This window comes from Bacteroides sp. 14(A) (assembly GCF_000526555.1).
Lineage (GTDB): Bacteria > Bacteroidota > Bacteroidia > Bacteroidales > Bacteroidaceae > Bacteroides > Bacteroides cellulosilyticus.
In genome coordinates this window covers 2,236,449-2,256,954 of record NZ_JAGH01000002.1, presented here as the reverse complement: position 1 = coordinate 2,256,954, position 20,506 = coordinate 2,236,449, and the positions used below count along the sequence as shown (strand labels likewise).

Sequence of the window (20,506 nt, the reverse complement as noted above, 5' to 3'; positions counted from 1 at the left end):
CAAAAGCCTTATGGAGCGTAAGAAAATTACATTCGACAGTTTTATCCGTGCTGTCATTCTCGGTGCTATCATCATTGGGGTATTAATGCTCCTGAAGCGATTGAGCGGCGTATTGCTTCCGTTCTTCCTTGCCTGGCTTATTGCTTATCTGATATATCCATTGGTAAGCTTCTTCCAGCATAAGTTACGGCTAAAAAACAGAATAATATCTATCTTTTGTGCCTTGTTTACTCTCAGCGTTATAGGAAGCGTTGCATTCTATCTACTTGTGCCGCCCATGATTCAGGAATTCCTGCGGGTAAAGGATTTATTGATAGAATACTTCAGCACCACTCATACATCAAGCAATGTCCCCACTACCCTCTCCGAATTTATCCGGCAGAATATCGACCTGCACATCTTAGAGCAAATGTTCAGCCAGGAGAATATATTGGATGCCCTTAAAGTAACCGTTCCTAAACTATGGTCGCTAATATCGGAGTCTATCAACCTCTTATTCGGGTTCTTCACCGTCTTCCTTATCCTATTATATATAGTGTTTATTCTGCTTGATTACGAAAGCATTTCCGAAGGCTGGGCACACCTGATGCCAAAGAAATACCGGAAAACAGTAACCGGCATACTGAATGATGTAAAAGACGGCATGAACAGATATTTCCGCGGACAGGCATTAGTAGCTTTGTGCGTAGGCATTCTATTCAGTATCGGCTTTCTGATTATTGATTTCCCGCTGGCCATTGGTTTGGGATTATTTATCGGTGCGCTGAATATGGTGCCTTATCTACAAATCATCGGCTTTGTCCCCACCATCATGCTTGCCATTCTGAAAGCTGCGGATACCGGTGATAATTTCTGGATCATCATAGCTTCGGCTACTGCTGTATTTATAGTAGTACAAATCATACAAGATGGCTATCTCGTTCCCCGTATCATGGGAAAGATTACCGGTCTGAATCCGGCTATCATCCTGCTCTCCCTATCCATTTGGGGATCGTTAATGGGAATGCTGGGTATGATTATAGCTTTGCCACTTACCACTCTGATGCTCTCCTATTATCAGCGATACATCATTAATCAAGAAAATATTTATAAGACAGAAACCACTGAAGATCAACCAATAGAGGGTATAGAAGAAAAATAATGCAAACTTTTTTCCTCATATTCCTTGCAAATTAAATAAAAGTACCTATCTTTGCACCCGCTTAACAGCAATAAAGGTTTGATTCGCTAGCTCAGCAGGTAGAGCACAACACTTTTAATGTTGGGGTCTTGGGTTCGAGCCCCAAGCGGATCACATAGGAGAAACGACAATACTTCGCCAAACAATGACAAAGCTCTCTAAACTAAAGGTTTAGGGAGCTTTTTTCTTACCCACTCGGACAACAAAAAGAACGCCAAAATCGACCAACTCAATATGCAGGAATGGCAAATAGCCAATACAGAGATACATTTTGCTGATCAGCAAAATGTTGGGACAGCCATACAGCCGGACATACCAACGTTACAACAGTCAAAGAGTAATAAATCTGATACTAATATCAATATTCCCGATCTAGGCCTATCTTCTGTTTTCGGATTGCTTACTCCTGATGTAAACAATGAGGAAGAACAAACTCTTGTAAAAAGAAAAAAGAAGAAGCCTAGACGAGGTTTTAGGCAGTAATAATCCATTTTACATTTGTGAAACAAAGTATATTGCAAGAATAAAACGAAAAGACTAAACCCTACGGGTATTTACCCAAATAGTCTTGTCTCATTCATTCTTTCCATAAGAGAGATGTTTAACAAATCTAAAAAGAGAAAATATAGTTTATGATTTTATTAGTTAGTCGTTTGCAACAACCTGTACTTCTATATCTTTATGTCGAAATAAAATATTATCTTTGCTGGTAGAAAATAAAAAGCAAATATAAAGATATGACAGATTTTAGAGAAAAAGCCAATTTAATATGGCAGGTCGCAGACTTATTGCGTGGCGATTATAAACGTTCTGATTATGGTAAAGTAATTTTGCCATTAACTGTGTTACGTCGTCTTGACTGCGTATTAAAGCCTACAAAAGAAAAAGTTTTGGCCTATCTCCCTAAGATACAAGACAAATCAGACAGTACAAAAGACTTGATTCTGAATAAAATTGCCGGACACAATTTTCATAATCATAGTAAGTACGATTTTGAAAAACTGATTGCAGAACCTGATAAAATAGCCCCTAATTTGCGGAATTACATAAATGGCTTTTCGGCAAGTGCCCGTGAAATTATTGAATATTTCAGTTTTGATGACCAGATAGATAGAATGGATGACCCTAAAGCAGATATTCTCTTTCAGGTAATTAAAAAATTTGCTGAAATAGACCTTTCAGATATGGATACCATGACAATGGGTTATGTCTTCGAAGAGTTGATACGTAGATTCTCGGAGCAATCGAATGAAACAGCAGGAGAACACTTTACCCCTCGTGAAGTAATCAAATTAATGGTAAATATTCTGTTCAATTCAGATGACGACTCTCTAACGAAACCCGGAATTGTCAAAACATTATACGACCCCGCATGTGGAACCGGAGGAATGCTTTCTGTTGCAGAAAAGCATCTAAATGATTTCAATACAAAAGCGAAACTCGAAGTATTCGGACAGGAAATAAATCCGGAGTCCTATGCAATATGTAAATCTGATATGTTGATAAAAGGGCAAAATCCTTCGAATATCAAATTTGGCAATACATTTACTGTTGATGGATTAGAAAACGAGAAATTTGATTATATGCTTTCCAATCCGCCATTTGGTGTAGATTGGAAGAAAGCGGAAAAAATAATAAAAGACGAATTCGATAATAAAGGATACTCCGGTAGATTCGGCGCAGGACTTCCCCGTATAAATGATGGTTCTTTGCTATTTTTGCAACACATGATCTCCAAAATGAAAAAAGACGGAAGCCGTATTGGTATTGTATTCAATGGCTCGCCTTTATTTACAGGACAAGCCGGAAGTGGAGAAAGCAATATCCGTAAATGGATTATAGAGAACGATTGGCTTGAAGCTATTATCGCGTTGCCTGACCAATTGTTTTATAATACGGGCATTTCTACCTATGTGTGGATTGTTACGAATAAAAAAAGCAATGAGCGCAAAGGGAAAATCCAACTGATAAATGCAACCGGAGCAAAAGATGAAGAACTGATAGCCGCAGGAAAAATAGCGTTCAACCGTTTTTGGAATAAAAAAGTTCCTACTTTAGGAAACAAAAGAAAGGAAATTTCCGAAAATGGAAATACAAAGGGAATAGGGTTTATAACTAATTTGTATGGAGATTTTGAAGAAAATGAATTTGTAAAAATTTTCTCCAATGATTTCTTTGGTTATTGGCGGGTAGTGGTAGAGCAACCGCTAAAAGACGAGAACGGTAATATTGAAAAAAATAGCAAAGGGGAACCTAAGCCCGATACTTCTTTGCGTGATTATGAGAATATTCCATTTATGCGATATGATGAAAATAAGAAATTAGTTCTCCAAACCATACAAGAATATTTTGAACGGGAAATAAAACCTAACTTACCTGATGCATGGATAGATGAAAGTAAAACAAAAATTGGATACGAAATATCTTTTACCAAATATTTCTACGAATTTAAGCCTTTACGCTCCCTTGACGAAATCAGAGCAGATATTCTGGCATTGGAAGAAAGTTTGAATCTTGATATATTCAAAAACTAAATGAAAAAATACGATATATATAAGAATAGTGGTATTGAATGGATCGGGGAGATTCCTGAGCATTGGAGGGTAAACACAATAGGAAGAGCCTTTAATTTAGGAAGAGGACGAGTCATTAGTGCAGTGGAAATATCCGAAAATATTGGTGAATATCCAGTATATAGTTCTCAAACAGAAAACTTAGGTATTATGGGAAAAATTGACTCATATGATTTTGATGGGGAGTATGTAACTTGGACTACGGATGGAGCGAATGCCGGAACTGTATTTTATAGAGAAGGTAAATTCAACTGTACAAATGTATGTGGAACATTACAACAGAAAAATACAAATGAAGTTAACTTAAAATATGTACCATATTTTTTAAATATTGGGAGTAAGTATTATGTTAGATTAGATATCAATCCGAAATTAATGAATAATATGATGGCTAAAATACCATTTATTATTCCTCCTAAAGAAGAACAAAATATTATAGCAGAATATCTAGACTATAAGACTTCTGAAATAGATTCTTTAATTAATCAAAACGAAAAACTAATATCTCTTTTCCAAGAAGAAAAACAAGCAGTTATAAATCAAGCAGTAACAAAAGGAATAAACCCGAACGTCGAATTAAAATATAGCGAAATTGATTGGTTAGGAGATATTCCTACACATTGGGATATTAAGCGATTAAGATATCTTGGCAACTGTCAGAACGGTATTAGCCAAGGAGCAGATTATTTTGGTTCCGGTTATCCTTTTGTGAATTATGGCGATATATACAAAAATATTGCCTTACCCGAAACGGTAACGGGATTGGCTAACTCAACGGATTCTGATAGAGAGATATACTCAGTGAAAAAAGGAGATGTGTTTTTTACGCGAACTTCAGAAACAATTGAAGAAATAGGCTTTGCTTCTACTTGCTTGAAAACCATAGAAGATGCAGTGTTTTCAGGTTTTGTTATTCGCTTCAGACCAACTGATGACCGGTTAGTTGATGAATTTGCCAAGTATTATTTCAAAGCACAGGTACACCGGAAATTCTTTGTAAAAGAGATGAATTTAGTTACAAGGGCGTCTCTAAGTCAAGAATTATTAAAAAAGCTACCTGTTTTACTTCCTCCCAAGGAGGAACAAATAGAAATAGCAGATTATTTAGATGGATATATATCAAATATCAATTTAAAGATTGATAAGACTAAACGTATAATTGAACTTTTGAAAGAGTATAAAACGGCTTTAATTTCGGAAGTTGTAACAGGAAAGATTAAAGTAATTGAATGAAAGAACTGGAGAAGAATTATGTTTTGGCTAACCTTGAAGATATGATATATCGAACTGCATCTTTTTTTGATAAAACATCAATGAAAGTTTACAATAGAGAGATAAGACAACTTAAAATACATAGATTTAACACCTGAAATATTATGACTCTTTGTGTATCTTGGATCAGAAAAGTAAACGAAACAGAAGAACTAATATTCGCTACAGATAGTTGTTTGTCTGGTGGGGAAAGATGGCATTCCGGAGTAAAATTATTCGAATTACCTCGTCGTGATTGCCTTATTTGTTTTGCGGGAGAAACAACGAGAACTTACCCACTTATACTAAATCTTATTTCTTCTATTAAGTTCGATGAGCATTTATCTAACACCCATACAGATATAGTAGAAGTCCTTGATTATTTGACTAATTTGTTTACAGAATTATGTAATTCAATTATGGACTATGGTACACAGGACTTTCAAGATGTTTTAGGTGAATTTGAGTTCTTATTTGGAGGTTGGTCATGGAAGCAAGGTAGCTTCAAAGTGTGGAAATTAAAATATGCTTTTGATACTAATGCATTCATTCATAATGCCGTTGATGAAAATGAAATGTTTTATGAATTTATTGGAGATGAAATTGACAAAGCAGAAGAGCTATTGGAGGAAGAGATAAAAAACAATGGAAAGGTTTTATCTCGTCATTTTGATATGGAACCTTTCAAGGTTTTACTTAAGATGATTAGAAATACTGAGTATAACTATATTGATGGAGCTATTCAAATAGCTAAAATTCATCCTCCCGGAACAACAGAGTTTTTTGGCGTGTATTGGCCGTCGATAGGAGGTAAAAAAACCTTTTTAGGAAAAGATGTAACATTTGACAATAATCCTGCAGTTAAATTTATCGACCCTGACACGGCTTGTATTATTGGGGAAGAATTACCCGAAACATTAAGCGCTATTGAAGAAAGTGTATATGGTATTAATACTGATTTTATAAAAAAATGTTACCCGGGTGGCAAGTTAAGAGGGAGATTAAGCAAATGGGAAATTCATTTGGTAAGATCCATTTTTAATGATATAGCCTATGCTCAATTTTTAGAAAACGAAAAGGATGATAATACAATAGAACCATGAATATAGCCAACGAAAATACATTTGAAAATGCGATAGTTGATTCTTTGGTTCAACATGGCGGATATACAGAAGGGAATGCACCGGACTACAGTCCTGAACTTGGTCTGTTCAAATATGATATTCTGCATTTTCTTCAGGAAACCCAACCTCGAAACTGGGAAAGAATTTCTGCAATTCACGGAGTGGAAACAGAGAATCGTATTATCCAGCGTATATATAAAGAAATGGATCTGCGAGGAAGTCTGGATGTTCTTCGTAACGGCTTTATTGATTATGGGGTACGTTTCAGGCTAGCCTTTTTTCAGCCGGAATCAGGATTGAATCCTGAAACACAAGAACTTTACAATAATAATAGCCTGAAAATTTACCGGCAAATTCATTATTCCAATCAGAACAGAAATACAGTAGATGTTTTGTTATCTCTCAATGGAGTTCCTGTTGCTACATTAGAATTAAAAAATCAATTTACTGGACAAAATGTTGAATATGCTAAAAAACAATACGTTACAACAAGAGATAACAAGGAACTGTTATTTGCTTTCAAAAAAAGAACGCTTGTACATTTTGCAGTTGATGATGAAGAAGTTTTCATGACAACTAAAATAGACAGTCAGAAAACATTTTGGTTACCATTTAATAAAGGATATAATAAAGGAAAAGGAAATCCTCCCGCCTCCAATAGAGATTATAAAACCTCGTATCTCTGGAAAGACGTTCTGGTTAAAGACAGTTGGCTGGATATTATCCAACGTTTTGTCCATTTACAAATCGAAGAATACCAAATTGACGGGAAAACATATAAAAAGGAAAAGATTATTTTTCCACGTTACCACCAATTGGATGTTGTAAGAAAACTGACAAGTGATGTAAAAGCAACTGGTGCGGGGAAAAATTATCTTATTCAGCATTCAGCCGGTTCTGGAAAAAGCAATTCCATAGCGTGGTTGGCATATCGTCTGTCGAGCCTTCACAATGCCAGTGATGAACGTATCTTCGACAGTGTTATTGTTGTAACAGACCGTAAGGTACTCGACCAGCAATTGCAAAATACAATTTACCAGTTCGAACATAAAACAGGAGTTGTACAGAAAATAGACAAGAACTCTGACCAGTTAAAAACAGCCATTGAAACAGGAACAAACATAATCATTACAACGCTGCAAAAATTTCCTGTAATTGTAGATAAGGTAGCAAATATTTCCGGAAAAAAATACGCTGTTATCATTGATGAAGCACATAGCTCACAAGGTGGCGAAGCCCACAGAAAGATGAAACAAATATTGATGTCTTCGAATAAGAATGAACAAGAAGAGGACATTAACCAAGATTCTGCTGAAGATTTTATCAATGAGCAAGTAGAGAAAACTGCTTTAGCCCGCGGACACCAGAACAACATATCATTTTTTGCCTTTACAGCGACCCCAAAAGATAAAACCTTGTTAATATTTGGTGAGAAAGATAGTAATGGTAAACCATACTCACCCTATTTATACTCAATGCGGCAAGCCATTGAAGAGGGTTTTATTTTAGATGTACTGGCCAACTATACTACGTATGAATTATACGTTAAATTATCGAAAGCTATTGAAGATGATCCCACTTTAAATAAGAAGAAAGCGAATAAAGCGATTGGTCATTTCATTAATTTCCATCCACATAATATTGCTCAAAAAACAGAAATAATTATAGAGCATTTTCGGTATGTTACAGCAAAAAAAATTGGAGGCCGTGCCAAAGCCATGCTTGTTACCTCTTCTCGAAAGATGGCAAAGAAATACTTTGACGCATTCAACAGTTATATACATGAGAAAGGATATACAAATGAATTAAAGGTATTAGTTGCTTTCTCGGGTACTGTGATAGATGACGACTATCCAATGGGAGTATCAGAGCCTCAATTAACAGGCTATGGAGAACGTGAATTACCTAAAGTCTTTGAAGAGGAAGAATATAAAATACTGATTGTTGCGGATAAATATCAAACAGGATTCGATCAACCTCTATTGCATACTATGTATGTTGATAAATCATTATCTGGAGTCAAAGCTGTACAAACCCTATCTCGTTTAAATCGCACAATGCCTGGGAAAGAAGATACTTTCGTTCTTGATTTTGTAAATGACCGCGAAACAATTTTCAATTCATTCCAACCCTATTATGAGAAAACAATTGTAACAGAGGAACCGGATATAAATCACTTGTTTGATTTGAAGAATAAGCTGGATGAAAAACAAATTTACTGGCAGTCAGAAATCGAAGCTTTTTCTCGCGTTTATTTTAAAGCAATTGGAAAATTGACGTTGCAAGATCAAGGACAGTTATATGGTTATATAGACCCGGCTGTAGATCGTTTTAAGGCATTAAATGAGGAAGAAAAGGAAGAATTCAAAAAAGGATTGCGGACGTGGGCTAACCTGTATAATTTTCTATCTCAAATAATGCCGTTTATTGATTCGGAATTTGAAAAGTTCTATGCTTACGCTAAGTTGTTATTAACAAAATTGCCCAAAAGAGAATTATCGGAAAATCTTCAACTGTCCGATGAAATTGCGATGGAGTATTACCGTTTACAGAAGGTAAAAGAAGGTTCTATCGAATTGATAAAAGGAGAAGACGGAGAATTGGATGGATTAAAAGAAGCCGGACTTAAACGGGATAAGGAAGAAAAAGCACCTTTATCGGAAATTATAGATATTTTGAATACACGTTTTGGCACAGAATTCGAAGAGGCAGACAGATTATTTTTTGAACAGATAGAAACTGAACTTATTCAAGATGAGAAATTGCAAATACAAGCAAAAGCTAACAAAATAGATACTTTCAAATTTGCCTTTGAAGACATATTCCTAAATAAATTAATAGATCGGATGGAGCAAAATCAGGATATCTTCGATAAAATAATTGAAAACAAGTCTTTTGGAGATTTAGTCCGGGAAATTTTAATGAAGAAAGTATATAACAAGATAAATGAAGAATTATGAGCAACAGAGAAATAAATACGGATACAATAAGATTTGCAAATGAAGTATATCCTGAATTTTACAGGAGGCTGACAGATTTGTTATTTTTATGTATAGAAAAAAATGAAAACTTGTTGAAGCAATATAAAAATTTGGTTACTTTATATGGTAAAGATATTATCAATCAGGATTTAGGACTTTTATTCAAAGAAATGTTCAATGTAGATAATTTAGAGCGAAACTTTAATCCCGAAAGCACTTCAATAAATTCTTATACACAACACACAACTCCACAGAAATGATAATGGCACGACCTCAAACTATACAAATATTTCTGCCTGATGGCAACCCGCGCGGTGTTCGCATAGCAGAAATAACCAATCGCACGGTAAAGGCTATACTATTTCCTCGTAATCAATTTGACTATATTCTTACGCGAAGTGAATTGTCGAATGTCGGCTTTTATTTCTTGTTTGGAGAATCAGAAGTAGGAAAACCGTTGGTTTATATTGGTGAAGCTGAAGATTGTGCTATAAGATTATCACAACACCACCGTAACAAAGATTTTTGGAATTATGGAATCGTCATAATTTCTAAAATAAATGCCTTTACCAAAACACATGTCAAATATCTGGAGCATATTGCAATAAAAATGGTACAAGATGTTAATCGTTGGCAGTTAGAAAACGGAGTAAATACAAATATGCCTTTTGTTACAGAAAGTATGGAAGCAGATATGCTTGACTGTTTTGAAACAACTAAAATTCTTCTTTCTGCATTAGGATTTCCTCTGTTCGACTCTATTTCACGGGACAACAATAGGGTGTCTCAGGATATATACAAAATGAAAAGTAAAGAGGCCTTCGCTGAAGGGAATCTGATTGATGACGGTTTTGTCGTTTATAAAGGATCAAAGGCTGTAAAAGACACTTTGCCATCGTGCCATAAATACATGATAGACCTCCGTAACAAGCTAATTGATAGTGGAACTCTATCTTTAGACGGAAATGTTTATACTTTTACCGAGGATTATATATTTTCTTCTCCCAGTACAGCGGGAGGGGTTGTCTCTGGTCGCCCAACAAATGGTTGGAAAACTTGGAAAAACATGAATGGTAAAACATTGGATGAAATTAAAAGAGAAAATTTGATATAGTTTTTATGCATTTAAACTAGTATGTATGGGTTAGAAATGGCTATACCAGATAACCCAATAGTAGTTTGCAAAATACCGTTTAACTATAGTAGGAAAACAAATTAATATTTTTATGAAAACTCAAAAACGAACAATTACCTCTATTGAAGAAGGAGCTTTAGTATTACTCGGGGAATCCACAAAAATATTAAACGATAATGAGATGGAATATCTTATTGTTGGAGGTTGGTCGCCATTTCTATTAAACTCTGGAGTTATTCCTCATCCAGGAACTCGAGACGTGGATATTCTCTTTAAATCTGGAAGAAAAATTGGAGAATTGGAGTCTATAATTCGCATCTTTCTTGAAAATGGATTTCTTCAAAGTGCTAAACACACATTTCAATTATTAAAGCCAATAGAAATCAATGGGCAAGATTATGTATTCAATATAGACCTATTACACCCAGGTGAAATGCATCAAAGTGAACCAGAAATGTTTGTTGATCATATTGATTTTCCAATATTAGAATCTCATTCAATGAAAATACCTTATAAAGGAGGAACCATTCTACTTCCTAATTCAGATTTCTTTTTTGATCATTTTAATTTGAAATTTGAAAAAGAATTTGAATATCAGAATGGAGAAAAAGAGCATATAGAGTTCAATTTGATTAATGAGGCTGGCCTTATTCTTTCCAAAATAAAAAGTGCGTTTAGCGTCAAAAGGAGAAGAGATGCGTTCGATATCTTTTTAGCATTATATCAAAGTAATGACTATGAAAAAACAATATCACAAATAAAAGAAATTTCTTTGTCACACAGTGATGTTCTCTCTGCACTCAAAGAAATGAATACACCTGAAAAAATAGAGAAATTAGATGATAATATTTTGCATTGGTTATACAAAATAGATTCGCAACTTGGTGAAAAAGATTGGGCAATAGAAGAGCTAGAGAGTATTGGTAGAGATACATTGGTCAAGTTTTTTCATGACCTTAAAATTTAAATTTCGACTTTTAAATAGTCTCTTTCTCAAGCATACTAGGATTGACAAAACCAAACAAGCTGAATAGCCATTTATAGATATGTTGTTGGATATACGAGCTAAACGGTTGAAAGGTAAATTTTTATAGGTATTTTTCCTACCTTTACAGCAGAAATCATGCAAATAGCAATCAGAACGATGAAAAATATTCGTGTGCTAAATCGTGTGGATTTTTCAATTTGAAATAAGATAAAATATTGACTATCAATAGAGATACAGTAATAGTTCTCTTTCTGGTGGAAACAAATGCATATTACCCCTAATTTTGTAGATTTAAAGAAAGTACTTATCTTTGTATTCTCCATGAGCAAACTACTGCGAAAGCACGTAGCTAATTAGTGGGATAATTCATGGGATATGCTTGAAGCTAAAAATATAAAGTTTTAAATATCAGCGTGGTAACTCTGCGAGGAGAATCCCAGGCGAAGTATAAGAAATTAAGTAGTTATCTGATGTAGATGGCTACTTTTTTTTGTTTATAGACATTAGGTGAAGACATTTATGCATGTTTCATGACAAGTAGCCATATTTCCTGTTCTTACTTTTGATGTTTATCTCCTTTTTTCACCCAAAACAAATGATGGTAAGTGAGGTTTGGAAGGGAATAATTATTAATTAAAAGAACAGTGTGATGAAAATGAAGACATTAAAGGAGGGTATTATAACTCATGCGGATAGTTTGGGCGAGTTGTTTAAGTTCTCAGCGGAGCATACTTGCAGGAGTATGCTACATAGCTTGGAAGAGTTTGCTAATATGGAGTTAGTTACTTTTAAAGAATTGACGGCAGGATTTTTCTTGGGCTTTGAACACTATTTGTGGGCTTCGGGATGTTCACGTAATACTTCAGCGTGCTATTTCCGAGCGTTGCGGGCTATTTGCCGGGAAGCAGAAAAGGAGAAAGAGTTGAAAGACGCTAAGCGGCTCTTTTGTGAGGTGTTTATGGGATATGAAGAGACGAGGAAAAGGGCACTGAGTATTGAACAACTTCGTATGGTGGCGGATGCTGATTTGGAGGATACACCAAGTTTGGGGATAGCACGGGATCTGTTTATTCTTTCTTATTATCTACGAGGGATTCCTTTTATAGATTTGGCTTACTTGAGGAAAACGGATATTCATGATGATGTGCTTTGCTATCGCCGTAGTAAGACGGGAAGGATGTTGACGATTACGCTTGAACCGTGGATGTGGGAAATTATTGAGAAGTATTTATGTGATGATTCGAGTTCCCCCTATTTATTAAGGATTATGCGCCAACCGGGAAGTATACCTGAGGAGAGGAAACAATATGAGAGTGCCTTGCGACTTTATAATAAACATTTGTATCGGTTATCTGAACGATTGGGATTGGAGGTGAGACTGACTTCATACGTAGCGCGGCATACGTGGGCGACTCTGGCATATAATGAAGATATACCGGTAGCCAAAATCAGTGCAGGGTTGAGCCATGCTTCGGAAGAAATTACGCATACTTATTTGAGGTCGTTCTCTGATGAACAACTGGCGGTGGTGAATTTGCAAATGGCAGCATTGGTTAATCCGATGGCAGAAAAGGAATGGAAGAGAAAAGAAAGGGGAAAAGTAAATCGAAATGATAAAGTGAGGAAAAACTCTCAAAATGAGCTTCATATTTCTGTTCCGATTCCCGGTAGGAAACGGAACGATTCCGGCGGTAAAGGAACAATTTCCAATTGAAATAAACAAGGAAAGCAGGAAATACTTATCGAAGTTTCCCAGTTTTCTGTAAAAAATCAGTTAAATTACAACACCAGACACGACAAAAACATCTCTCTTATCCTGAAAGTTAGATTTTGTCTCAAAAAGTCATGTCAATAAATATTGTATTCCTGTAATAATATAGTATATCAGTGGAAAAGCTCTTTGTATTGATTAAAAAGCTTTCACTTTTTTTGTTTGAATACAAAGTCCCCCTTACCCATACTTTAATACGGAGCATCTCATTATAAAATTGAGGAATACAGAAAGGTGAAATTGGTAATTGTCTTCCTTTTTAGTTAGAAGGGATGATTATTATCCGCCTAATTTATGGTTGCAATAGCGCCCGTTCCGTTTCCTACCGGGAATCGGAACATTCCAAACAAAACAGACAATAATCTACATAAAAAGCAAGCGCTATGTTAACACTCAGAACAAAACTCGCCCTGGCGGTACTGCACGACATACAGTATAAGGATTATCAATTGAGTACTTCCCTTAATCCTTCGCCTTCCGAAATTACGTACCTGCTGCAACGACTCTCAAAAGAACACCTGATAACACTGATAGAAAATCAGCCGGATAATCACCCCGAATCCTACCACCTTGCCTGTGCATATCATCAAATCAACCTCCTTTCCATTCTTGAAGCATTGGGAGAAGGCGTTTACTTCAACCGCCCCAGTGACGAAAAATTCTATTCCTGCTATGGGACGACAGCCCGCAAACTGGGCATTGTCAATCAGATGACACGCCTTTATCTGATGGAAATTTCCATAGCAGAACTTCCCGTGAGCGAATGCCTTATCGAGAACTCCATCCCCCATATCTAAACTGTGCAATAAATCCGAATTGCCATGAAACGACTTTATTTGCTGTTCCTGCTGCTCAGTCTGATGAGTACCGCTGCCTTTGCCCAACGCGTGGCATTGCGCACCGACCTGCTATTGTGGGGAACTACCACACCCAATGCAGGAGTGGAAACCAGCATCAGCCGTCATTTCACAATGGCACTGAACGGAGCTTACAATGCCTGGAAGTTCGGCAATGATATGAAACTGAATCTCTACCTGATACAACCGGAATTACGCTACTGGCCTTGCCGCAAGTTCGAAGGACACTTCCTGGGAGTGCACGGACATTACGCTTACTACAACGTAGGCCAGATTCCTTTCTTTTCGGGTATGGAAGACATTATTTACCGGGGTGACCTGTATGGCGGAGGCATCACTTACGGTTACCACTGGGTGCTGGGCGACCGCTTCTCGATAGAAGCCGTAATTGGTGGCGGATATGCCCGCATGGAATATGATAAATACCGGTGCGCAGGCTGCGGCGAGCGCATGGGACATTATAAAAGGAATTATTTCGGACCTACACGGGCCGGTGTGTCACTCATTTATTTCATCCGATGAAAGTTATGGTAATCCTCTGTTGCATACTATGGTTCTGCACCTCCTGCACGTTCGATTTTGACGAACCGGGAGTGTGTCCCTACAATGCACGGTTGAATTACCGCTATGCCGGCAGGCCCGACGCCGGACAACTCTCCATGTATGTGGACAACATCCACCAGTTCCTTTTCGATGCGGACGGAGTGTTGAAGGACATCCGGCTACTGAAAGGTGACAGCCTGGAGTATTGGCAGGGAGAGTTAGCTCCCGGACGATATACCCTCGTGGCATGGGGAAACTGGGGATATGAAAGCGATGTAGTACCCGCACCCCAACCCGGCGTGACGCAAATCCGTGAACTGGCAATGACTTCGGCTACGGGAACACCCACAGGGACATCCACAAGCGAATATCGTTCAAACACCGAAAGACTATACTATGGATATAGCACGTTTGAAATTCCCGCTACGGGAAATTCAGTGAACCGGACCATCTACCTGACCCACTGCCACGCCGTCCTCCGGATTACCGTACATTGGGAAGACGGATACTATCCGGCGGAAGGAACAGGAGGATATACATTCCGCCTGCGGGGCGTGCCTTGCGAATACGGCTTTCCGGCAGGTTACGACATACCGCTGGCCGGTGGTGACGGAGCTTTCACATTTCCCTCCATAGGCAGCCCGGTAATATGGCATCAAGCCAAGGCGGCGATGAACTATAACGATGAACTGACGGGAGAATTGGTAACGTATCGCCTGACATCAGGATCACATCCGTTGCTGAGTATCTACCGGGGTAATGAGCGGATTATGAAGGAGATTGACTTGCAACTGTTCTTTCGTAAACTGCCTGTCAGTCTGGATGAAAATACGGAACAGGAGTTTGACCTGCTGGTAACCATCGGGCAGAAGATTGTAGTGACACAGCTCAGTTCGTCGGACTGGGCGGAAGGCGGAGGACTGGGATGAAAAACAATTAAAAATTAATAATTAAAAATTAAAGAGGCTGGATGAAAAGGATGAAGAAAATAATAGGATGTCTGGTTGGGGTACTGTTGACTGCGGAAGCATGGGCGGGCGGAACTTTAACACTCGGTTCGCATGTCTTTACACAGGGAGACAGTCTTCACATAGAACTGCTACTCAATCTGAGTGATGCAAAAGCGGGGAATGCGGAGGCTTATCTGTTCACTCCCGTGCTTCGTGGCGCAGGGCGTCTGCAAGAGCTGCCCGCTGTGGTTGTGAGCGGACGTCGCCGTGCCCGTGCCGACCACAGGAGGCAGGCGCTTCAACCGTCTCCCGGCTATTTGCCTCCTTACCGTACGCTTTATACCCGAAACCGGAAAGACAGCATTATTTATAAGGTATCCGTTGCCTATAGCCCATGGATGGAACACGCTTCATTGGTGTTGATGCGCGAACGACGGGATTGCTGCCGGATGAAGATGCTCGGAGTAGAGCCGGTGATAACCGATCTTGCCCTGACAAGCCCTTTCCATGTTCCGCAGGGACAGATATCAGTTTCACAGGGACAAATGGCCGTTTCACAAGGACAGGCTGTAAATCTGCCGGAGCAGACGGTAATCCCGCAGGCAGTTACAGAAAGACATGAAAATGCCGCCAACCGGCAAGAAACCCAAAGCAGGCCGGACTGTATGCCCTGTGCCGAGTGTACAGCCATGGTGACTTACCTCACCCCCGATATGGAAACTCAGAAACACCGTTCGGAAAGTGCCACCTTATATATAGACTACCCTACCGGAGTTTATGACGTCCGCCGTGAATTCCACAACAACCGCCCCGAACTGGAGAAACTGGACAGCTTGATGCGCCCACTCATCGAGGGGAATCTGGCAAGTATTTCGAGCATCTCCATCTGCGGATACGCCTCGCCCGACGGGATCTACAAGGACAATGAAATACTGGCTTCCAACCGCGCACACTGTTTCAAGGAGTATATGCGTGCCACGTATGCACCGGGGCACAATCTTTATAAAGTTTCTTCCGTACCCGAAGACTGGGACGGATTGGTGGAACTTCTGCAACGCCACCCCATGAATCACGGTGACGAAGTGTTGGCCCTCATTGCCCGAACCGGCATTTTTGAAGGACGCGAAAAACAACTGATGGATATGCACGGAGGAACCGTATATCGGGAACTTCTGAAAAGCTATTTTCCGCAGTTGAGACGTATCCGTATCACGGTGGGCTATGAGGCCCGCGCTTTCAATATTGAAGAGGCGGCAAGTCTGATATATACCCATCCGCGTCTGCTGTCGTTGCAGGAGATGTACCGAGTGGCTGCATTCTATCGTCCAGGCACGGAGCAATACCGTGAAATTTATGAGATAGCCGCCTACCACTTTCCGGACGACGTGCTGGCCAATATCAATGCGGCTTCGGCGGTAATCATGGCAGGCGATCCGGTTAGCGCACGGCAATATCTCAGTAAGGTGGCCGATGACCCGCGTGCATGGAATGATTTCGGTGTACTGGCCTATCTGGAAGGTGACCGGAAGAAAGCGGAAGAATGGTTTCGCAAGGCACTGGGAGTAGAACCGGAAAAGGCGAGGAAGAACCTGAAAAAGATGAAGAGCGAGGAATGAAGAATAAAGAACGAAAAACAGAAAACATAATAGAGAATAAAAAGAACGAGGAATGGAAATAAGTAATAACCGCATAAAAGTAACAAGCATGAAAACATTCGCTAAATTCTTTCTGCACTTTTCATTGGTGATACTGTCCTGCCTGATGGCTGGTTGCACCTCCGAAGTGGAAACAATAGGCGGCACTCCCGAAACACCGGAGAACCCGCAGGCCAATGACTCTAACCGCCGTTCGGTGGTAATCTCTCTACAAAACAAGCTGATCCTTGTAAACAGTACGCCCGAAAGCCGGGTTGTCACCCGCGACGGTATAGCCGAAGAGGATGAAAACCGCATTGAAAGTTTCGATATTTATGCTTTCGGCAGTGACAAGGAGGAAGGTCCTTACACCTTTCAGGAACGTTTCGCCTACCGTTCGGATGCCGGAACCCTGCCCGCGGGTACTTCCCCTCTCGAACTGAAAGCGGACGAGGCCGCCGGGAAAGTAAATGTGGTATTCTACCCCCGCAAAGGTTTATTCACCAAGTTTTATTGCGTAGCCAATCAAACCGAAATGGATGATGCCGCAGGAAATATATACACGAATTATACCCCGTTACAACAAAGTTCTCAGACACAATCCGGTGTACCGGGAGATGTAGTAACGAGCCCCGGAACACCTACTGAAAGCGATTTCGTTAAACTGAATACCCCGCTATTAAATCCCACCGGTTTTAATGCCGATGTCCTGCTTGCCCCTCTGCCTATGTCCGGTGCCAACAGCCAGCCCACTGACTTGCGCGAATACAGTATGGGAACTTACGTGCGACTGAATGTTTCACTCACTCGAGCCGTAGCACGTTTCGATATAGTAAACGATGCTACAAAATCTCATTTTACTATCACAGATATCAGTATGGGAAACGGAAGACAGGGTGTAACACTGTTCCCCATTCGTCCGACAGGAGATGTTCCCGCCACAAACGGCCAACTGATTACATACCCTTACCGTCTTTTTGATGGACTGAACGCCAATGCAGGAACTACCACCAAAGCTTTCTATTGCTACCCATGTAAAGCCATAGATGCAGGATTTTTGATTTTGAAAGGACTGTATACCATGAACCTGACGGATGAAAAGAAAGAGGTATCTTATCGTATCCCTTTCGAACGCGTGACTGATGGTAACGGAAGCCTAATCGAAATAAACCACAATCACCGCTACACGGTGCAGATAACCGAAACCGACCCTTTTGAACTGACAGCCAATATCCGTTTGGTGGATTGGGAAACGGGTGACTATATAGATGATTACGAGCCCGAAAATGGGCTGGAGACTGTCATCGTAGCAGACCTGCTACCCGCAACAGAAACGACTTATGACATCAACACCGGTATCATCACGTTGGCACTTAAAACAGGAAGTAGTTTTACCGCTACCACCGGCTCCAATGCAGGAGTCGAAGCGCAATTAAACTACTATGGTAATAACACTGCTGACAACTGGTTGAAACTGGAAGAAATCCCTGTTACCACAGCACGAACAGGAGCCACGCAGAAAGTGAAATACAAAGTAACTCTTAATGAGAATTATACAGGCGACAACTATCCCCGCGGCATTCTCTGCCTGATGGACAAGGCAGGAGGCGGTGAGGAAGTGATACTTATAGATATAGACGCTACTTTGAGTGCCCCCATCGTAAAACCCACAGGTGCTGCAATGAGCCCCGACGGGGTAAATAACTGGAATGCAGTAGACAATACACTCTATCTGGTACAGACAGTCAGTTCCAAAATTTCCACAGGTACGATAGTAGTCACTTCCGTGGGCGGCAGCAAGATAGAGATTCCTGCTGATGCGGGCATCACAGTCAGTCCGGCTTCGAGCCCGCACACCACGCAGGAATATACTTTCCAATGGGCAGGTACGGATGCTACCGACTTGACTGAAAAAGAAATCACCGTAGCCTTGAAAAATCGTTCGGACAAGACAAAAGCCGAGAACATCAAAGTGAAATTACTACCTAATCGACTCGATAACTTACAAATAACAAATCAAAGCGCAGGAATCAGCCTTTCATCTATAACAGCCACCACCGCCACGCTTACTATGCCTGTCATCAAGGACAAGCAATTCACCCTAACAATGGATAATTATAGTAAACCTACCATAAGCAAGTGCCCGTCATGGCTGGAAAACATTACACCGGTGTCTACACGTAGCACACCGGAAAGTAAAACAGCAAGTTTCACTTTCAAACTGATAGAGGACGCAGCAAGTTTCGATGATACGCAAATCGTATTCACAAACGCTTCCGGAGGAACAGGAATAACAGTGAATATTGCGAGAGAATTCCAAGCACCCACAATTGAGGTAGTCAGTACAGACCCTTCCGCTAATTCATATATATCAAGTAGTAAATCACTGAACTTGTATCAGTTGAAATCGTCTTATTATTCTACAGCAACGTTGAAAATATACTCTTTGGGAGGAAGTGTATTACAATTACCCGGAGGAGTAGAAGCTGACCTTGCGGAATCTAATACGAAAGAGCATAATTATGTAATAAAGTACCAAACAAGCAGTTTCTCACTTAGTGATGCGAACGGTGGAACACTCTATGTAAAAAACTTATCGGATGATACAAAAAAAGAAGCAATTGCGGTTACTTTTAAATCATCATTGCCCACGTTTACAGCAAACAAATCCGGAATAACCTTCACACGGGCAGCAACAGACGTAGACATGAAATTATCTACAACAGATACAAACCTTTGGGGAATAACTAATTTTACGGTGACATTTAAAGGAGGTACAACTTATAGTTATGATGAAAGCTCAACAGATTCACGTGCAAAAGACTATCAGACCGTAAACCAGGAAAGTAAAACGTCGGGAACTACTACCACTTTCAAATTTACATTTAAGAATGTCACTATCAATGAAACTGCAAAAAATCTATACTATTTTAAATTTAAAGCAGATGATGTCAGATTTCCCGACTACCAAATTGATGAATGGACAGGTTCACCTGTTGTGTACGGAATGACAACTTATGCACTGAATAATTACTGGATTTATTCACCGCATACAGAGGCAACGTGGAGTAGCATCAATAGTTCCGTACCTTCAGGATGGAGCTTCGTAACAATGGATCAATACAGACTTTTTTCCGGTAGATCTCAAACTAATTATAATGACATTGCTTCTTACAGCATTAATTTTAATTCTCTTCAAAAACAAGTTTTTAACATTGGACGACATTGGTCAAAGGATGGATACGGTGGTGATTTATCAGCACGGACCCTTGACATTTATAGTGGCTTTACATCGTCAGCTTATGGCTATCCCCATAGAACAGAGAATCATTATTATTTCTATTGCAGACCTTTTTAAAAAAACATTCAAGCGAATTTGTAATCCGCTTACCTCTAATATTAGGATTTAGAATCCTTCGTTCTTTGACATGTTGGAATGATTTTTATAATGCACAAAAGTGTCTCTATAAATAGAATATACATTTTGATAAAAACGTAAAAACCTGTTCTTCGGAATGC

General features: G+C 39.4%; 15 protein-coding genes and 1 tRNA gene. All 16 read left to right on the top strand.

Going from position 1 to position 20,506, the window contains the following annotated elements:
• Positions 1-10 precede the first annotated feature (10 nt).
• The 16 genes from K429_RS0115985 (at position 11) to K429_RS29470 (ending at position 20,345) form a co-directional block, all read left to right on the top strand.
• Entirely contained in the window at positions 11-1,141 is a 1,131-nt protein-coding gene (locus K429_RS0115985; protein WP_026367579.1) for an AI-2E family transporter, read from the top strand.
• 80 nt (positions 1,142-1,221) lie between these two features.
• Positions 1,222-1,294, top strand: a tRNA-Lys gene (locus tag K429_RS0115980).
• 120 nt (positions 1,295-1,414) lie between these two features.
• The gene (locus K429_RS0115975; protein ID WP_026367578.1) at positions 1,415-1,663 is read left to right on the top strand and encodes a hypothetical protein; all 249 of its coding nucleotides are present in this window, start codon (positions 1,415-1,417) and stop codon (positions 1,661-1,663) included.
• Positions 1,664-1,917: 254 nt separating this feature from the next.
• The gene (locus tag K429_RS0115970) at positions 1,918-3,714 is read left to right on the top strand and encodes a class I SAM-dependent DNA methyltransferase (protein ID WP_026367577.1); all 1,797 of its coding nucleotides are present in this window, start codon (positions 1,918-1,920) and stop codon (positions 3,712-3,714) included.
• A complete protein-coding gene (locus K429_RS0115965; RefSeq protein WP_026367576.1) occupies positions 3,715-4,986 on the top strand; it encodes a restriction endonuclease subunit S in 1,272 nt (423 codons plus the stop codon).
• Positions 4,987-5,129: 143 nt separating this feature from the next.
• Positions 5,130-6,107: a hypothetical protein gene (locus K429_RS0115955; RefSeq protein WP_026367575.1), complete on the top strand. Its 978-nt coding sequence runs from the start codon at positions 5,130-5,132 to the stop codon at positions 6,105-6,107.
• Positions 6,104-9,088, top strand: coding sequence for a type I restriction endonuclease subunit R (locus K429_RS0115950; RefSeq protein ID WP_026367574.1), 2,985 nt, complete (start codon positions 6,104-6,106; stop codon positions 9,086-9,088). The genes K429_RS0115955 and K429_RS0115950 overlap by 4 nt, the downstream gene beginning before the upstream one ends.
• Positions 9,085-9,369 (top strand): hypothetical protein, encoded by a 285-nt coding sequence (locus K429_RS0115945; RefSeq protein ID WP_026367573.1) that lies wholly within the window; start codon positions 9,085-9,087, stop codon positions 9,367-9,369. The genes K429_RS0115950 and K429_RS0115945 overlap by 4 nt, the downstream gene beginning before the upstream one ends.
• A 2-nt stretch (positions 9,370-9,371) precedes the next feature.
• Positions 9,372-10,223: a GIY-YIG nuclease family protein gene (locus K429_RS0115940; RefSeq protein WP_052340670.1), complete on the top strand. Its 852-nt coding sequence runs from the start codon at positions 9,372-9,374 to the stop codon at positions 10,221-10,223.
• A 112-nt stretch (positions 10,224-10,335) separates the two neighbouring features.
• Positions 10,336-11,211 carry a hypothetical protein gene (locus K429_RS0115935; RefSeq protein ID WP_026367571.1) on the top strand — a complete coding sequence of 292 codons (876 nt, stop codon included), beginning with the start codon at positions 10,336-10,338 and terminating at the stop codon, positions 11,209-11,211.
• A 670-nt stretch (positions 11,212-11,881) separates the two neighbouring features.
• Positions 11,882-12,946 carry a site-specific integrase gene (locus tag K429_RS0115930; protein ID WP_026367570.1) on the top strand — a complete coding sequence of 355 codons (1,065 nt, stop codon included), beginning with the start codon at positions 11,882-11,884 and terminating at the stop codon, positions 12,944-12,946.
• Between the two features lie 440 nt (positions 12,947-13,386).
• Positions 13,387-13,800 carry a hypothetical protein gene (locus K429_RS0115925; RefSeq protein ID WP_026367569.1) on the top strand — a complete coding sequence of 138 codons (414 nt, stop codon included), beginning with the start codon at positions 13,387-13,389 and terminating at the stop codon, positions 13,798-13,800.
• Positions 13,801-13,824: 24 nt separating this feature from the next.
• Positions 13,825-14,382: a DUF3575 domain-containing protein gene (locus K429_RS0115920; protein WP_026367568.1), complete on the top strand. Its 558-nt coding sequence runs from the start codon at positions 13,825-13,827 to the stop codon at positions 14,380-14,382.
• Positions 14,383-14,387: 5 nt separating this feature from the next.
• A complete protein-coding gene (locus tag K429_RS0115915; protein ID WP_230324566.1) occupies positions 14,388-15,332 on the top strand; it encodes a FimB/Mfa2 family fimbrial subunit in 945 nt (314 codons plus the stop codon).
• Between the two features lie 50 nt (positions 15,333-15,382).
• On the top strand, positions 15,383-16,969 hold the full coding sequence (locus K429_RS0115910; RefSeq protein WP_026367566.1) for a DUF3868 domain-containing protein: 1,587 nt from the start codon (positions 15,383-15,385) through the stop codon (positions 16,967-16,969).
• Positions 16,970-17,021: 52 nt separating this feature from the next.
• On the top strand, positions 17,022-20,345 hold the full coding sequence (locus K429_RS29470; protein WP_197031246.1) for a hypothetical protein: 3,324 nt from the start codon (positions 17,022-17,024) through the stop codon (positions 20,343-20,345).
• The last annotated feature ends 161 nt before the right edge of the window (positions 20,346-20,506 follow it).

What these genes read in the sequence shown, in the direction of transcription:
- K429_RS0115985 (WP_026367579.1), top strand. Translation starts at nt 11, where the DNA reads ATGGAGCGTAAGAAAATTACATTCGACAGTTTTATCCGTGCTGTCATT.
- K429_RS0115975 (WP_026367578.1), top strand. Translation starts at nt 1,415, where the DNA reads ATGCAGGAATGGCAAATAGCCAATACAGAGATACATTTTGCTGATCAG.
- K429_RS0115970 (WP_026367577.1), top strand. Translation starts at nt 1,918, where the DNA reads ATGACAGATTTTAGAGAAAAAGCCAATTTAATATGGCAGGTCGCAGAC.
- K429_RS0115965 (WP_026367576.1), top strand. Translation starts at nt 3,715, where the DNA reads ATGAAAAAATACGATATATATAAGAATAGTGGTATTGAATGGATCGGG.
- K429_RS0115955 (WP_026367575.1), top strand. Translation starts at nt 5,130, where the DNA reads ATGACTCTTTGTGTATCTTGGATCAGAAAAGTAAACGAAACAGAAGAA.
- K429_RS0115950 (WP_026367574.1), top strand. Translation starts at nt 6,104, where the DNA reads ATGAATATAGCCAACGAAAATACATTTGAAAATGCGATAGTTGATTCT.
- K429_RS0115945 (WP_026367573.1), top strand. Translation starts at nt 9,085, where the DNA reads ATGAGCAACAGAGAAATAAATACGGATACAATAAGATTTGCAAATGAA.
- K429_RS0115940 (WP_052340670.1), top strand. Translation starts at nt 9,372, where the DNA reads ATGGCACGACCTCAAACTATACAAATATTTCTGCCTGATGGCAACCCG.
- K429_RS0115935 (WP_026367571.1), top strand. Translation starts at nt 10,336, where the DNA reads ATGAAAACTCAAAAACGAACAATTACCTCTATTGAAGAAGGAGCTTTA.
- K429_RS0115930 (WP_026367570.1), top strand. Translation starts at nt 11,882, where the DNA reads ATGAAAATGAAGACATTAAAGGAGGGTATTATAACTCATGCGGATAGT.
- K429_RS0115925 (WP_026367569.1), top strand. Translation starts at nt 13,387, where the DNA reads ATGTTAACACTCAGAACAAAACTCGCCCTGGCGGTACTGCACGACATA.
- K429_RS0115920 (WP_026367568.1), top strand. Translation starts at nt 13,825, where the DNA reads ATGAAACGACTTTATTTGCTGTTCCTGCTGCTCAGTCTGATGAGTACC.
- K429_RS0115915 (WP_230324566.1), top strand. Translation starts at nt 14,388, where the DNA reads ATGGTAATCCTCTGTTGCATACTATGGTTCTGCACCTCCTGCACGTTC.
- K429_RS0115910 (WP_026367566.1), top strand. Translation starts at nt 15,383, where the DNA reads ATGAAGAAAATAATAGGATGTCTGGTTGGGGTACTGTTGACTGCGGAA.
- K429_RS29470 (WP_197031246.1), top strand. Translation starts at nt 17,022, where the DNA reads ATGGAAATAAGTAATAACCGCATAAAAGTAACAAGCATGAAAACATTC.